The sequence below is a fragment of the Paenibacillus sp. FSL H8-0079 genome (assembly GCF_037991315.1).
GTDB lineage: Bacteria > Bacillota > Bacilli > Paenibacillales > Paenibacillaceae > Paenibacillus.
The window spans coordinates 1,367,896-1,383,038 of sequence record NZ_CP150300.1 but is presented as its reverse complement, the minus strand read 5'-3'; the positions used below and the strand labels follow the sequence as shown (position 1 = coordinate 1,383,038).

At 46.2% G+C, this 15,143-nt stretch carries 14 protein-coding genes; 5 read left to right on the top strand and 9 right to left on the bottom strand.

What is annotated here, in order from left to right; all coding sequences use genetic code 11:
- Window positions 1-233 precede the first annotated feature (233 nt).
- Window positions 234-1,508, top strand: a complete 1,275-nt coding sequence (locus MHI06_RS06005; protein ID WP_340016010.1) for an MFS transporter — start codon at window positions 234-236, stop codon at window positions 1,506-1,508.
- Window positions 1,509-1,631: 123 nt separating this feature from the next.
- Here MHI06_RS06005 and MHI06_RS06000 read toward each other — a convergent pair whose 3' ends face one another.
- From MHI06_RS06000 to MHI06_RS05965, 8 genes are all read right to left on the bottom strand, one after another.
- Window positions 1,632-2,120, bottom strand: coding sequence for a prolyl-tRNA synthetase associated domain-containing protein (locus tag MHI06_RS06000; protein ID WP_340400821.1), 489 nt, complete (start codon window positions 2,118-2,120; stop codon window positions 1,632-1,634).
- 40 nt (window positions 2,121-2,160) lie between these two features.
- Window positions 2,161-3,006, bottom strand: a complete 846-nt coding sequence (locus MHI06_RS05995) for an EcsC family protein (protein WP_340400820.1) — start codon at window positions 3,004-3,006, stop codon at window positions 2,161-2,163.
- Window positions 3,007-3,201: 195 nt separating this feature from the next.
- Window positions 3,202-4,182: a family 43 glycosylhydrolase gene (locus MHI06_RS05990; RefSeq protein WP_340400819.1), complete on the bottom strand. Its 981-nt coding sequence runs from the start codon at window positions 4,180-4,182 to the stop codon at window positions 3,202-3,204.
- Window positions 4,183-4,720: 538 nt separating this feature from the next.
- Window positions 4,721-6,142 carry an arabinan endo-1,5-alpha-L-arabinosidase gene (locus tag MHI06_RS05985; protein ID WP_340402063.1) on the bottom strand — a complete coding sequence of 474 codons (1,422 nt, stop codon included), beginning with the start codon at window positions 6,140-6,142 and terminating at the stop codon, window positions 4,721-4,723.
- A 56-nt stretch (window positions 6,143-6,198) separates the two neighbouring features.
- Window positions 6,199-7,041 carry a carbohydrate ABC transporter permease gene (locus MHI06_RS05980; RefSeq protein ID WP_124117106.1) on the bottom strand — a complete coding sequence of 281 codons (843 nt, stop codon included), beginning with the start codon at window positions 7,039-7,041 and terminating at the stop codon, window positions 6,199-6,201.
- 26 nt (window positions 7,042-7,067) lie between these two features.
- Entirely contained in the window at window positions 7,068-7,958 is an 891-nt protein-coding gene (locus tag MHI06_RS05975) for a sugar ABC transporter permease (RefSeq protein WP_124117107.1), read from the bottom strand.
- A gap of 157 nt (window positions 7,959-8,115) precedes the next feature.
- A complete protein-coding gene (locus tag MHI06_RS05970) occupies window positions 8,116-9,459 on the bottom strand; it encodes a sugar ABC transporter substrate-binding protein (protein WP_340400818.1) in 1,344 nt (447 codons plus the stop codon).
- Between the two features lie 132 nt (window positions 9,460-9,591).
- Window positions 9,592-10,503, bottom strand: coding sequence for a glycoside hydrolase family 43 protein (locus MHI06_RS05965; protein ID WP_340402062.1), 912 nt, complete (start codon window positions 10,501-10,503; stop codon window positions 9,592-9,594).
- Between the two features lie 399 nt (window positions 10,504-10,902).
- Between MHI06_RS05965 and MHI06_RS05960 the strand changes: the two genes are divergently transcribed.
- The 4 genes from MHI06_RS05960 (at window position 10,903) to MHI06_RS05945 (ending at window position 14,185) form a co-directional block, all read left to right on the top strand.
- Entirely contained in the window at window positions 10,903-11,820 is a 918-nt protein-coding gene (locus tag MHI06_RS05960; RefSeq protein ID WP_062832986.1) for a winged helix-turn-helix transcriptional regulator, read from the top strand.
- A 274-nt stretch (window positions 11,821-12,094) separates the two neighbouring features.
- Window positions 12,095-13,012, top strand: coding sequence for a YafY family protein (locus tag MHI06_RS05955; RefSeq protein ID WP_340400817.1), 918 nt, complete (start codon window positions 12,095-12,097; stop codon window positions 13,010-13,012).
- An 82-nt stretch (window positions 13,013-13,094) separates the two neighbouring features.
- Complete coding sequence (locus MHI06_RS05950; protein ID WP_340400816.1) at window positions 13,095-13,604, top strand: DinB family protein; 510 nt, start codon at window positions 13,095-13,097, stop codon at window positions 13,602-13,604.
- Between the two features lie 11 nt (window positions 13,605-13,615).
- On the top strand, window positions 13,616-14,185 hold the full coding sequence (locus MHI06_RS05945; protein WP_340400815.1) for a YdeI/OmpD-associated family protein: 570 nt from the start codon (window positions 13,616-13,618) through the stop codon (window positions 14,183-14,185).
- Between the two features lie 65 nt (window positions 14,186-14,250).
- Here MHI06_RS05945 and MHI06_RS05940 read toward each other — a convergent pair whose 3' ends face one another.
- Window positions 14,251-15,117 (bottom strand): helix-turn-helix domain-containing protein, encoded by an 867-nt coding sequence (locus tag MHI06_RS05940; protein WP_340400814.1) that lies wholly within the window; start codon window positions 15,115-15,117, stop codon window positions 14,251-14,253.
- Between the last annotated feature and the right edge of the window lie 26 nt (window positions 15,118-15,143).

Genomic DNA, 15,143 nt, shown 5'->3' with positions numbered 1-15,143 from the left:
TATTACACATAAATATGAGTCTTCTTACAGTAGATGCTAAAGTAATATGTTTGTTTTGTAAATGTAATGCTATAAATAACCACCTCAGAAATAGAGTTGCATTCAACAACGTTTTCCCTTGTTCCCCTTGTCGGTCCAATCAATCTATCCTATTATGTAACAATATGCTTACACGCATATATTACAACATCAGGCGCTGATCCCTCGTGACCGCGACCAAAGGAGAATTGTACATGTCTACTCAATCCACATTAACCAAGGACGCCGCAGCGCGTTCGAAAGCCCCACCCGGATCGGATGCCCAAAGCACTGTTTACCGGATACTTATTGCCATCAGTCTGGTTCATCTCTTCAATGATTCGATCCAGTCAGTTATTCCAGCCATTTTTCCGATTCTAAAAGATTCCATGCACCTCACGTATACTCAGATCGGATGGATCTCATTTGCTATTAACTTTACCGCATCCATTATGCAGCCTGTCGTAGGCTGGTTTGCAGATAAAAAACCGACGCCATCCATTCTGCCCATAGGCATGGGTTTTACATTTACCGGCATGTTGCTGTTGGCCTTCGCTGACAGTTATATGGCTGTGCTCATCTCCGTTATTTTTGTGGGTCTGGGTTCCGCAGCTTTCCATCCAGAAGGTTCACGGGTATCGCATATGGCTGCTGGTCAGCGCCGTGGGCTGGCACAATCCATCTTTCAGGTCGGAGGTAACGCCGGACAATCCCTTGCCCCATTGCTTACACGCTGGATCTTTATCCCGTTTGGACTGTTCGGTGCCATTGGATTTACAGGCATTGCTGCCATGGGGATTGCAGTTCAGATCTACATAGCCCGTTGGTATGGACGCATGCTGCAATCGGGAGGATACCTGCGTAGACAGGCTGCTGCCCGTCGTGCACCCAATCCTGCTTTACGTAAAAAGATTACTGCCGCCATTACACTATTGATCTTGCTCGTCTTTGTTCGTTCCTGGTATATCGCTTCCATCGGCAGCTTCTATGCGTTTAATCTGAAAGATACCTTTGGATTGTCCACAGAGGACGCGCAGATCTATATCTTCTTGTTCCTGGCTGCCGGAGCACTGGGTACGTTCTTCGGAGGCCCCTTGGCGGATCGATTCGGCAAACGTAACCTGATCTTCCTGTCCATGGCCGGAGCTGCTCCTCTGGCGCTGATGTTGCCTTATGCGAACCTGTTCTGGACAGGCGTACTGCTAACCATTATTGGTTTTATCATGTTATCCAGCTTTTCGGTTACGGTTGTATACGCCCAAATGCTGATTCCAGGCAAAATCGGAACGGTCTCGGGCCTGATCACAGGTCTGGCATTTGGTATGGGAGGTCTGGGCGCACTTGTTCTGGGTAACTGGATTGATGTCTTCGGTGTATCACCGGTGATGCAGATGTGCAGCTTCCTGCCCCTGCTCGGGATCTTCACGTTCCTGCTTCCATCCGATAAATTACTGAATATCTGGGCGAAAGAAAATGGTAGTGAAGAGTAACCTACATTTGTAGTAAATAAACAGTCTAACCACAACAAAAGGGTTCCCTCCAACTCTGTATTTACAGAGCGGCAGGAACCCTTTTGTTATATTTGTTTTTCTCGAATTCAGCTTAAAGCAGTTTTATTCCACGTCACACAGGACAACGCTGCTGCCATGAGCTGTAATCAATTCCTTCACATCTTCAAATTCAAGGAATACCGTCGCCGTATTTTCCATGGGATGAATTCCGATTTTCTGACCGACTAGATCCTTGTCAAAGACGACGGTTACGTTCTTCTGAATATTATTGAGAACCCCCATAGGGTTAACATGCCCTTTTTCCAATCCGAGGAACTCCAACAAATCCTTTTCACTCGCAAAACTGAGTTTACGGCTAGGTATCTTTTCGCTTAAACTTCTCAAATCAACAGACTTCGTTCCAGCAATCGTTACCAGATAATAGTTGCGCTTCTTGTCATCACGTAGAAATAGGTTTTTAACGATATGTTCTGTATGTGGAATTTGATAAGAGAATATTTCCTCCATCGTATATACTGCGGGATGTTCTATACTCTCGTAAACGATATTGTTGCGATCCAAAAGATCATAGAAACCTTGTTTGTTTAACATGTAAAATTCATCTCTTTCAATTAAGTATTCTGCTATAACCTTATTTCAAACGCTGAAGGATCAGCCGTTTTTTGTACAGCATTTTACCTGCTTCGGCTACATCACGGATCGTATTTTTGTTGCTCACTGAACCAAACACCATGCCGGCAATCGGCACGAGTTGGAACAGTTTCTTCCAACCAAAGGATTCGCTGTAGGAGTTAAAAACCTCCCGCCACCCCTGCATCTGCGATACCACTTCAATAGGCTTGTCCGGATCGTCGTAAGCGGCCAGTTCTTCAATAATCGCCTTCTTGCCTACAATATCGGCGGAAGAGAACTGCAGACATTTGACAATAAAGATACGCTCCAGCGGTTCATCGGGATCATAGCCGTAACATAGTGCCATCTCCTGTAGTACCTTCAAGGAAAGCCCCATCACCACGGGAATATCTGCTGCAATGGTTACAATGCCACCAAACCCTGTAGCTGCTCCTTGAGCCGCGGCAAACTTCGTTCGACTCTCGGTAATGTTATCGGCTACCTGGTCCAGCACCTGAAGTGGCAGATTTTCTACACTATGAATCTTGGCTGTCCCCTCAGCTTCAGCATCCTGTTCCAGACGATCGGTCGTATCCGACATGGAATAACCGGATTTCTCGGCTTCCTCTTGCAACAGCTTGGCTACTTTTTTCTTCTGTACGAGGAACTTGCCCCCGTTCTGTACATACTGACCGACGTCATTCAGGGAATCTCCGATCTTCTGTTTCAGCGCTTTAGGCATCACTTTATCCAACATCGCAAAGGGCAGACGCCCGATTTTATCCCATATAAACAAGTCCTTCTGTTGTTTTTCCCATTTCAAAATCTGTTCAAGTTCGTGGTCCAATGTTTCGCGTGAATCCATATGTGATCCTCCTAATAGGTTGTGTATCGTAATCCGTATCTTTCTCATACGCAAAAATCATCGTTGTGGTTGCTTTGTTTTATATCCAAGACATCAATATGTAGACCACTATTCCTTATCGTTCACATACAGAAGAGCCCTTAATCAGCATCACTCGCTAACTAAGGGCTCTTGGATATAAGGTTTCACTACATCTTATTTTGCTTCTGCTGCTGCTTTTCCATCTGGAACTGGAACACCGAAATCAGGTGTGCCATCTTCACGCCAATGAATCACTTGAGCACGGGCGTGACGGTTCGGATCATACAAGGGATCACCCTCGATGTCTTTGTAATTGCGCGCATGATAAATCAGAATATCGGTCTTGCCATCCGGTGACACCGTAAAGCTGTTATGGCCCGGACCGTATTGGCCGTTCGCTTCACAAGTCTGGAACACCGGCTCCGGTGATTTTACCCAACTCGCCGGATCAAGCAAGTCGGCATTTTCATCTGCGGTGAGCAGACCCATACAATAGTTGTAATCGGTCGCACTGGCCGAGTAGCCGATAAACAATCGCCCATTTCGGTGCATCACGGCTGCTCCTTCATTAACCTTAAAGCCGATGATTTCCCAATCGTACTCTGGCGTTGAGATCATGACCTGTTCGCCGCGTAGCGTCCATGGGTTTTCCATTTCGGCAATGTACAGGTTGGAGTTGCCCACAATATCAGGATCTTTCTGCGCCCAGACCAGATAGCGGATACCCTTATGCTCAAAGGTCGTTGCATCTAGCGCGAATGATTCCCACCGGGTGTAAATCTGTCCTTTCTCTACCCACTCCCCTTCGAGTGGATTGGCAGAATCGTTCTCCAGAACATACATCCGATGATCGAACAGGCCTTCGTTAGTCTCACTGGTGTGAGCCGCAGCGTAATGTATGTACCATTTGCCATCGATAAAATGAATTTCCGGTGCCCAGATGTTGGCACTCATCGGCCCAGTATCACGCTTGGTCCAAGCCGTTACCGGCTCAGCATCTCTCAACGCTTCCAACGTCTCTGCTCGCCGAATCTCAATTCGATCGAAGGCAGGTACGGATGCGGAAAAGTAATAGTAACCGTCCGTATGACGGTACACCCACGGATCAGCGCGCTGCTCCAGGATGGGATTAGTAAATGTAATGGAATCAGTCATGGGAATGCTCCCCTTTCAAATGTTGTTTGGCTCGTAGTTAGGGATGTAACCCCATTGCGAAAAAAGCGAAAACCTTTTCGGGTGGTGCACAGCGGGCGTTCGGGGGTGGTAGGGCCTTGGGGCTCTCTTGTCCTCCGATTTCTTTTTTCACCGCTCCTGGCGGTTGAAATCGGATGCCAAACTCGCTCCTGCGGCTCCTTCCTCCCCCTCACTGCTTGTGCACCCTTAGAGCGGTAGCTCGCTCTTAAAATGCTCGCTGGATTACAACCTTACTTCGAGCCTTTTTATTGGCTCGGTCTTATGGGGTTGACCGCTTCGCAGGGTCAACTCTCCCCACGTAATGCTGTGCTGGCTACCGAGCTATAGGCAGCTTTAGGTACACAGCGGACGTTCGGTGGTGGTAGGGCCTTGGCGCTCTCTTGTCCTCCGATTTCTTTTTCCCACCGCTCTTGGCGGTTGAAATCGGATGCCAAACTCGCTCCTGCGGCTCCTTCCGCCCCCTCACTACTTGTGCACTCTTAGAGCGGCAGCTCGCTCCTTACTCCTCAGCTGCGCTAATCTGCTTGCCCCAGACCGCGATACCGCGGTCATCGAGGCCTGTTACTACGAGCGCAGATTGGCTTCGCTCCCAGTCCCAGGACGGGAGCAGCTTTAGCTCTTCCGTGGAAGCTCCGCCCCATGGGCTTTCTTTCCACTTCAGTGTCAATGTTTGTTTACCGTCAAATGTCCAGGTTCCTGAACCGTTTTCGCTTTTAATTTTACCGTTGCCCGTTAGGGTATATGGCACAGCCTGAATCTGTCCATCCACGGACGGATCAAGCGCCATGCCTTCCCATTCCCCGGCAATCATGGACTTCGGAATATCTTGTACTATCTCACCGGCGTAACGCTCAGGTGAAACCACAGGCCATCCGTCCTTGGTCCATAACATTTTGCGTACATGCAGATATGGCCAGTTTTTATCCGTCTCACCCCGTGCATGATGCACGATGTAATAATTATCTCCGTCCTTCAGAACGGAGTTATGTCCGGGCGCAACCCAGCCTTCACCTTCTGTGAAGCGATAACCGCCGAGAATTTTGGTGCCAATCTCATATTGTGGCAGATGCTCCGTATCCAGCATGTTATTGCCGTTTATGTCCGTATACGGTCCTGTGATTGAATCAGCACGCGCAACCCGCACGTTATAGTCCTCGAATAAGGAATCATAGGAGACGAATAGATAATACTTTTTGAACTCCGGGTTATACACAATGTATGGACCCTCGACTGCCCCTTCTTCCGTAGCACGATCCCGAGCGGCAATGCGGGTACCGTAGCCCTCGTCCTTGAATTTCCCCGTGTCCGGATCGAGTGGTGCAATATAGATACCGTCAAAAAATGAACCGTATACCATCCACGAATTGCCCTCGGCATCCACAATGGGATTGGCATCAATCGCATTCAATTTGTCTTGTTCATTGGCAGAAGTTTGCACAACCAGTCCTTCATCTGTCCAAGGGCCTTCGGGAGATGACGATGTCTGCAGACCAATAGCCGACTGAGTACTGCCAAAAGAAGAAGCCGAATAATACATCCGATAGGTATCGCCAGCCTGAATCACATCCGGTGCCCACAAATTGACTGCCCCTGTCCAATCCAGCGCTTCTTGCGGAATGCCCGGTAGAGCCTGACCTACCCACGTCCAGTGGATCAGATCATCCGATTTGCGTACCATGACGCCGGGTTTCGCTTCCCCTGCTACACGAACGTCTGTGGAATAGACGTAGTATCCCTGATCAGTTTTGATAATGGCCGGATCATGCGCATTGTTCACCGTCCAACGGGATTCATCATCCAGTACGGAAGTGTCATACAGCTGGGTATCTTGAGGAGCTTCAGGAAAGAGCGGACGGGGCACCGTTTCTCCCGCCCCTTCTCCAGTACAGCCAGTAGCCCCAGTAATCAACAACAGCAACATGGAAGCAACAACCCCTCTCTTCGAAAATGTCCACCCTCGGAATCTCTTCCGCTGATTCATCCCTTCACTCCCGAAATGGCAACCGATTCAATTATCTGTTTCTGGAAGATCAGGAAGATGATTAATACCGGTAACAGAGCCACAATCGATGCTGCCATAATAAGTGGATAATCCGTCTGGATTGCATACGTGGCATTGAAGTTCGCTATAACCAGCTGAAGCGTCTGCTTCTCCGGTGAATTCAGATAGATAATCGGTGCGAGATAATCGTTCCAGATCCCCATAAACCAGAGAATTAACTGTGCAGCAACGGCAGGTTTAATCAACGGGAATGTAATACTGGAATAGAGCCGGAAATAGGAACTTCCATCAATTTTGGCTGCTTCAATAATGGCATCTGGCACACTAAGCAGATATTGCCGGAGGAAGAAGATCATAATCACATTACCGAACAACCCCGGTACAATAAGCGGCAATAATGTATCTGTCCAGCCAAGCTTGGAGAACATCATGAACTGTGGAATCATGACTGTTGGATATGGAATCATCATGGAAGCAAGCAAAGCAAGAAACAGTTTGTTTTTATGCGGAAATCTCAATTTGGCAAAAGCAAACGCAGCGATACTGGATGTAAACGTACCGACGATCGTTACACTCACCGCGACAATGAGGCTGTTTTTGATCCCGCTTAGCAGCGGCCCTGCTTCCCAGATTTCCTTATACTTTCCAAATTGAAATACTTCAGGTATCCACACTGGTGGAAGCGCGAATACATCCTGCTTCTCCTTCAATGAAGTGGATAGCATCCAGATCAGTGGTGCAACCATCGCAATAGCACCAATCGCAAGTACGATAAAAATGATCGTGTTCGTTAAATTCCTTTTTTGACTGTAAGACATCTCCGATTCACTCCTTCCCTTGACAATTAATCCCCATCATAGGCTGATTTTTCGTTCATTTTGAATTGCACCAAGGTAATGACAAAAATGAAAATACCAAGAATCATAGCCATGGCTGACGCATAACCCATCTGAAGGTTACTGAAGGCTTTCTGCCAGATGTAGAAGACAATCGAAGCCGATGAATATTCAGGACCACCTGTAGGCGTCATAATGTTCATCTCGGTAAAGATCTGGGAACCGCCAATGATATTCGTAACGACGAGGAAAAAGGTAACAGGCTTCACCATCGGCCAGGTGATATTGCGGAAAATCTGGAACCCATTGGCTCCATCCAGTTCAGCCGCCTCATAATATGTACGTGATACACTTTGCAGCGCTGCCAGGTACAATAACATGGTGTATCCCAAACCTTTCCAGACCGTCATAATAATCAGTGCTGGTTTGACTGTGTCTTTATTCGCGAGCCAGTTGGGACCCTCAATGCCAAACAGACCGAGGAACTGGTTCACCAGACCGTAATCCCCGTTATACGCCCAGTTCCACATGATGGACACTGCAGCCAGAGAGGAGATGACCGGAATATAGTAAATTACGCGGAAGGTCGTAGTCCCGGGAATTTTACGATTCAAACCCATAGCCAGCAACAATGCCAGCAAAAGGCCAATCGGGATCCCCAGCATCAGGAAGAATGTATTAAACATCGCTTTGTAAAATAAGTCATCCGTGAGCAAGTCCTTGAAGTTGGCCAATCCGATAAAGTTCATCTGTCCCAGTCCATCCCAGTCGGTAAAGGAACCATAGAGGGAGTAGAGGAATGGAAACATGACAAAGATCAGCAACCCAAGGATCGGAGGTAAAATAAACAGATATCCGTACAGCATCTCTTTGCGATACAAACTCGATTTCGTAATCACGGCGTTCACCCCTGTTTCTAGTATCAGCATGTGGCATTCTTCGATTGAACCTTGCCGATCAACGAATGCCACATGCCCGTATGGAATCCCATAAGTTCCAATACGAATGATGCCAGCAGCATGATTGCAGGCTGCCGGCATCACCCTTTCCTATCTACTATTTCTGAGATTTCTGTTCCTGTTCAACCGCTTTGTCGAGCAACTTCTGCATTTTTGGCTGTTGCTGCTTCACATAATCTGCGGCTGTAATCTTGCCATCCAATACCGGCTGGATGTCTGTGAAGAAGAGGTCATACCACTCCGCATTGTACGTGTAGTTACCTGGCAAAGAACGTCCGTAATCCTCTACGATATCAATAAACTCCTGCTTGTTGGATGGTTTCGTGGATGTATCTTTAGCCCACTCGTCTGCCATATCAAGCAGATTCGGAATCTGTACCTTGGCATCTACCAGTAGCTGCATACTTTCTTTCGAAGCGGTTAGGTAGTTCACCAATGCTGCCGCTTCTTCCGGATGTTTCGATTTCGCAGATACTCCGATTCCCAGGGAGCCAATCCACGTAGCCGACTTGCCAGTCGATCCCGCAGGGAAAGGTAGCAAATCATACTCGAAAGGCAATGTCTCGAATGTACTCATATCCCAAGGACCTACAGGGAAGAAGGCCATTTCGCCTTTCATCCAGCGTTGGTAGGTATCCAATGTTTGCGCTTCCTCAATGGAAGGTGTAATGTTGTATACATTCTGCATATCCGCGAAGAATTGCAGAGCTTCTGCAAATTTCGGATCATCAATTGTCACCTTCGTTTTGCTCTCATCCAGCCAGTCCCCACCATTGCTCCATACAAAGGATTGCAGTGCCCACTGTACGTTAAAGCCTGTACCGAATACATCCGGTTTACCGTCCCCGTTGGTATCCTTGGTCGCTTGCTGATTCACCTTAACGAACTCTTCCCATGTATATGGTTTATCCTTGTCAGGGAATGGAATGCCTTCTTTTTCAAACAAAGTCTTGTTGTAGCCTAGTGCAAATGGCCCGAGGTCCTTCGGCATGCCGTAGAGATCACCCTGACCTGCCATCTTGCCATCATAACGGTATAGATCCACTCCATATTTCCAGATGTTATTCAAATCAACATCCGCATTATTTTCAATGTAAGGTGTAAGATTCATGAGAACATTGCTGTTCGCATAGGCCTTAATATCGCCTGGATTAAAATAAAATACGTCAGGCAAGCTGTTGCCTGTAATTGCCGCTCTTAGCTTGGTTGCGTATTGATCTGCAGCCGTTACAATAATTTTTACTTTCACACCCGGATGATCTTCTTCGAATTTCTTGACCACCGCCTGATATGCTTTCTGCTCATCTGTGCCCCCGCGGAACATAAACGTTAACTCTTTGTCCCCACTCGCACCGCTGCTTCCTCCTCCGCAGCCCGCAAGTACCAGCGCACTTACCAGCATAAGAAGCATAAATGTGACCCAATTCTTTTTCTTTACCATCTGAACCCCTCCTGATCTGGATTTGTAACCGTATTCAATTGGATGAAATAGGATTTCTGTTGTTAAATTTAACAAATCCAGATCACTTTAGTCAATACTTTTATAAAACATTTTATATTTATCTAAAGTAAATCAATATTTCGGCCAACCATTAGCGTCCCACAGCAAGTCATTAATCAGCAATTTTGGATTGCCATTATCCTCTGCATCATAGGCGTGTCGTGCAATGACATTCCCGTTATATACGTCCTGACCACCTGGACCTTTCCATTTCACATTGCCTGTATCCAGTACCGTTCCGCCGCCATTTAGCATATTCACTCCGTTTTTATCCACATAAGGGCCTGTAATACTGGTCGAACGCCCATAGACCATCTTGTAGGTACTGTTTACCCCTTGGCAGCAAGAATCGATTGAAGCAAACAGGTAATAGTATCCGCCACGATATACAACACTTGGTCCTTCAATAGCACCCCCGTTATTCGGACGCGCAGCAATGGAAGTTATGCTTCCCGTCGGTTTCATCGTGTTTTTGTCCAGCTTGACAATCTTCAGACCGCTCCAGAAAGAACCAAAGGCCAGCCATGGATTGCCTGAAGCATCAATGACCAGATTCGGATCAATGGCATTATAATTATTGGCGGTCGTGGTCTGAAGTACTAACCCTTCGTCTTTCCACTGTCCCGCACCAATACTGTTCGCGGACGCAAGACCAATCGCAGACCGATTGGAACCAAAGGTGGAGATTGAATAATAGAGCCATACTTTTCCGTTGTACTGCTCTACGTCTGGTGCCCATACATCCAATCCGCTTTGTCCCGGAACCGCAGAAGCCCACCAGGATGGTTTACTTAAGAAGATCTGTGGAACACGATACCAGGACGATCCATTATCCGATTTCAACACCTGAATGCCCGGACCGGTTGAGAAGGTGTACCAGGAACTGCCCTCTTTAATGATTGATGGATCATGAACGGCGGTATCACCGGTCAGATTCCAGAACGCCGCCATAGCTTTTGACTGACCTGCAAGCAGTAGTACCATCACAAGTAATGCCGGTAACGCCAACTGTTTCCACTTAAACCTCTTCACATTGCTTAACTTTTCCAAACCGAACTCCACCTTTCCTGATCAAATGGTTAATTAGGTTCATGAAGTAATGAATCAATTTAGGTATAATAGGATTATAAAAGCGGTTACATGACATTTCAATGGTATATTTCAAATATATGTGAACTGATTAACACTTATTTTAACCGGAATAGTGAACAAAATATAAATTATATACTCCTATTTGCGCTATACATAGGGGTTTTGGCTTCTATTTCTCTGCCCTTCCCTTCCATGAGGGAATGATTTATAATTATCTGAAATAAAACATATAAATGTGCAAATGTCTGTTACAAAGAGACTTTGTTCAGAACGGGGAAAGGAACTCCACCTATGATTTATATTAAAGATCTGATGTCGGGTGTGAATATCTTCAAAGCGCTCAGTTCAGAAATCCGGATTCAGATCATTGAGCTTCTGGCCAAAAACCAAAGTCTTAATCTCAATGATCTTGCAACCAAACTTGGACTTAGCAATGGTGCCATCACGATGCATATCAAGAAGCTCGAAGAAAGCGGATTGATCGAGATCAACACCGCTGTTGGTAAACATGGAATTCAGAAAATATGTTATCTCAATGAGGAAAAATTAATGGTTGATCTGCGTTCACAGGAGATTAACAACCGTTACGAGGTGGAAATTCAGGTAGGACACTACAGCGATTATCAGGCAGCACCTACATGTGGTCTCGCTACCCGAGACAGTATTGTTGGAGAATTCGATGATCCGCGTTACTTTGCTGATCCATTGCGAATTGATGCGGAGATGATCTGGCTGGCTGAAGGTTATCTGGAATATCGGATTCCCAACTATCTCAAGCCCAATCAGTCGTTTAGCGAAATTCAGTTGTCGATGGAACTGGGTTCGGAGGCACCTGGCTTTTGCGACAATTACCCTTCGGATATTTATTTCTACATTAACGGTATTGAGATTGGCTGCTGGACGAGTCCGGGGGATTTTGGCAATACACGTGGTACCTTTAACCCGGAATGGTGGCCTCCCCATCTGAATCAGTACGGCATGCTGAAGCTGATCCGAATCACGCAGGAAGGTAGCTATATTGATGGATGTCGTATCTCGGACGTAACGCTGGACCAGATTGGTTTGGATTACAAAAGCGATATTCACTTCCGCATTGCTGTAACGGACGGACCTTTGAACAAACGTGGCTTAACAATCTTCGGCAAAAACTTTGGCAATTACGGACAGAATCTGCTTGCTCGCGTTCTCTATAACGTGCAAGAGGAATAGAGCCCCCTCTGACATAAAGCTTGAAATGGCAGCTCAACACAGGATTACCAAGATAACTGTTCAACACAACAATAATGTACCTTAGAAAGAGTGCGATTCAGCACTCTTTTTTTGTTGTTTCATCCTGACCACTCCCTTGTTCATTCCAGCTGGAACAAAACATAGTAGGTTATATAAATTATGTTGACCAGTTGTAGCCTTCCATCTTGTTTGCTATGTCGTGATATAATAATGGCCTGGAATGACAAAATGGAATAACGGGCGGGGATACCTTTTGAAACTGGAGCGATTAATCTCAATCATATATAAACTACTGAACCACGAAGTGTTGTCTGCTTCCACTCTGGCGGAAGAGTTTCAGGTGTCCCCCAGAACGATCTATCGGGATATTGATGTAATCTGCGCAGCTGGCTTTCCGGTTGTCTCCCATCAGGGACTTAAAGGCGGATATGGCATGATGGATGGATATAAAATGGATAAGAGCCTGCTCGGTTCTTATGATGTGGATGCCCTGATTACGGTCCTTAGCAGTCTATCCACCGTATTCGAAGACGCGCGTGCACAGGGAACCATTGAACGTCTACAGACGATTGGACCCGAGCATCAGAACCCAAGTCTATCGGTGGATCTGGAGACTCGTCGAACGGAACCCGACGCCCTTCCTCATCTCCGTACAGGGATTACGAAGCATCAAGTTGTGCGTTTTGACTACATCAATACGAAAAATGAACATATAACCCGCCATCTGGAACCAGTAAGACTTCATTTTAAATATCGTAATTGGTACGTTTATGGATTTTGCCAGACAAGGCAGGATTATCGGGAGTTTCGACTGTCCCGGATGATGAACGTGCACCTGACATCGGAACACTTTCAACCACATCTGGAGCTTCCTCAGGCGACTGTTGTGTCAGATCCATCATGGCAAGACCAGATCAGTGATGTTGTATTTCTAGTGAAACCGGAAGCACTCGCGGAAGCTATGGATCATTTTCAACAAGCGGATAAGCAATTTCACGAGGATGGAAGTATGACGATGCATATCCGGGTCCATCAGCCGTTACATGCCAAGTGGTTATGGTCGTTTCTACTTAGTTTGGGCAGTGGCGCCGAGGTGCTTGAACCGATTGAATTACGTGGCATTCTGAAAGAACAACTTCAAAACGCACTCAAGCTCTATGAAGAAGTATGACACGCTGTTGTCATACTTCTTTTTTTATAATCGTCTCAGTAAGTAACCCAATCCACCGCCAAATTAAAGGAGACAATTATTAATGAATCATCCGGAGCAGATGTATAACTACCACTCATGGGCCACTCAAACCATCTTGAGCAGAATCAAGGAACTGCCCGCTTCTGTACTGAGTCAGGAAGTGAATAGTTCGTTTCCAACCATCGCTCATGCCCTCAGCCATATCTATGCCGTGGATAAGATGTGGTACCTGGTGTTAACCGGCACAGGTATGCCCGAGGCGCTGCAAGCATGCATACCTCTCAATAGTGAGATACACGGTTCAATTGATGAGTACATCCAATGTTTTGCCGAATTGTCGGTACAATACAGTGAGTGCCTCCAAGGCCAAGATGATCTGGAACAAACCGTTCTACTCAATAACCCATTTGCCGGAGTACGCGAAACCAGCTTATCGGAAATGGTATTCCATCTGGTCAATCACGGGACCTACCACCGAGGCAATGTATCTACTATGCTGCGTCAATTGGGGCACGCCTCCATCATGAACGACTATTCACTCTTTTGGTATCAAGAACCGGCTCAAGTATAGACAACGATTCGATGGAAAATGTACATTGTATCCCCGTGACATCGAGGGAAGAATTGAGAAATTGGTTGCAAGAGCACGGAAAAGTCCAGAATTCTTGTTGGGTGATTGTGAGCATGAAACCAACTTCGGATACCCTGCTGTACTTGGACGTGGTTGAAGAGTCGTTATGTTTCGGATGGATCGATGGTGTCAAAAAGAAAATATCCGAGACCCAATTAGCACAGAGATTATCTCCCCGAAGCAAACGAAGCTCTTGGACTGAATTGAACAAGGAACGTGTCCGCCGTCTTGAAAAGTTGGGCTTGATGCATGACAAGGGCAGAAAGGTTCTTCCTGTGATGGACCTGAATGCTTTCATTATTGATGGTGTGATCGAACAAAGGCTGAAAGAGGACCAACGGGTTTATACGAACTTCCTGTCCTTCCCTACCCTGTATCAAAACGTTCGGATCGATACGATCCAAAGTGTTAAGAATCAGCCAGCATTATTCCAGAAGAGATTGGATAAATTCATAACCAATACGAAGGAAAATAAAATGTACGGTCAGTGGCATGATAATGGTCGCCTTTTGAACTATTAGCGTGTCTCTGAAAAACATTAAACAGGGCTTCCCTATGCGGAGGCCCTATTTTGTTGTTTCCCATATTAATGATTTTGCCTGTATGTTTTGGGAGACTCTCCAAAGGCTTTCTTAAACTGGCGGGTGAAATAATTACTGTCGTTAAACCCGCATTCATACGAAATTTCCGTAATGGACAGGTTCCCGTTTTTCAATAGATGACAAGCCTTTTCCAGACGCAACTTCTGCAGATAAGAGATCGGAGTCATCTGATAATAGGATCGAAAAATCCGATTCAGATGCCTTATCGAGATGTTCGACTTCCCCGCAATGTCCTCCAGCGACAATGGCTCCAGATAATGATCCTCAATATATGAAATGGCATTCGCCAGATGCATCAAATTATTGCCCTCAATGCCCTTTTCCTGCGTATCATATTGCCTCGACAAATATACAACCATCTCCGTTAGACGTGAGATCAGCATCGTCTGATAGCCTTGCTGTTTACTGTGATACTCCTCAATCATGAACGATATCAACGATTCGACATACTCCAGACTGGAAATGGATAACGCCAGTTTACTCGGAAATGAGTGGGTATTGCGATAAAACGGTTCCAAAACAAACAGTGCCTGGAAGCCGTTGGATTTCCTAAGATCAGGCCCAGCCGAAGCAAGCATCTCGGGACTGAACATCACGTTACAGATCCTAAAATCATGAGGGTCTTTATACGCATGATGGGTGTCACCATTGATGACAAACGCGTTTCCTTTTTTAATAAAAAATTCCTCGGTGTTCACCACATGGGTTGCATGACCATTCAGAACAATCACAAGTTCCGTAAAATCCATATGATTATGAAGCTCCATGTCCTCAACATGTCCACCGTACTGAATAAAAAACGGAAATTGTTGATGGTCTGAAGTAAACCATCTCAAATATGCATTACTCAAAAGCATTCCCCTCCGCGAACATAGTT

What these genes read in the sequence shown, in the direction of transcription:
- MHI06_RS05995 (WP_340400820.1), bottom strand. Translation starts at nt 3,006, where the DNA reads ATGGATTCACGCGAAACATTGGACCACGAACTTGAACAGATTTTGAAA.
- MHI06_RS05985 (WP_340402063.1), bottom strand. Translation starts at nt 6,142, where the DNA reads ATGTTGCTGTTGTTGATTACTGGGGCTACTGGCTGTACTGGAGAAGGG.
- MHI06_RS05945 (WP_340400815.1), top strand. Translation starts at nt 13,616, where the DNA reads ATGGAAAATGTACATTGTATCCCCGTGACATCGAGGGAAGAATTGAGA.
- MHI06_RS06000 (WP_340400821.1), bottom strand. Translation starts at nt 2,120, where the DNA reads ATGTTAAACAAACAAGGTTTCTATGATCTTTTGGATCGCAACAATATC.
- MHI06_RS05970 (WP_340400818.1), bottom strand. Translation starts at nt 9,459, where the DNA reads ATGGTAAAGAAAAAGAATTGGGTCACATTTATGCTTCTTATGCTGGTA.
- MHI06_RS05980 (WP_124117106.1), bottom strand. Translation starts at nt 7,041, where the DNA reads ATGTCTTACAGTCAAAAAAGGAATTTAACGAACACGATCATTTTTATC.
- MHI06_RS06005 (WP_340016010.1), top strand. Translation starts at nt 234, where the DNA reads ATGTCTACTCAATCCACATTAACCAAGGACGCCGCAGCGCGTTCGAAA.
- MHI06_RS05965 (WP_340402062.1), bottom strand. Translation starts at nt 10,503, where the DNA reads ATGGTACTACTGCTTGCAGGTCAGTCAAAAGCTATGGCGGCGTTCTGG.
- MHI06_RS05950 (WP_340400816.1), top strand. Translation starts at nt 13,095, where the DNA reads ATGAATCATCCGGAGCAGATGTATAACTACCACTCATGGGCCACTCAA.
- MHI06_RS05960 (WP_062832986.1), top strand. Translation starts at nt 10,903, where the DNA reads ATGATTTATATTAAAGATCTGATGTCGGGTGTGAATATCTTCAAAGCG.
- MHI06_RS05990 (WP_340400819.1), bottom strand. Translation starts at nt 4,182, where the DNA reads ATGACTGATTCCATTACATTTACTAATCCCATCCTGGAGCAGCGCGCT.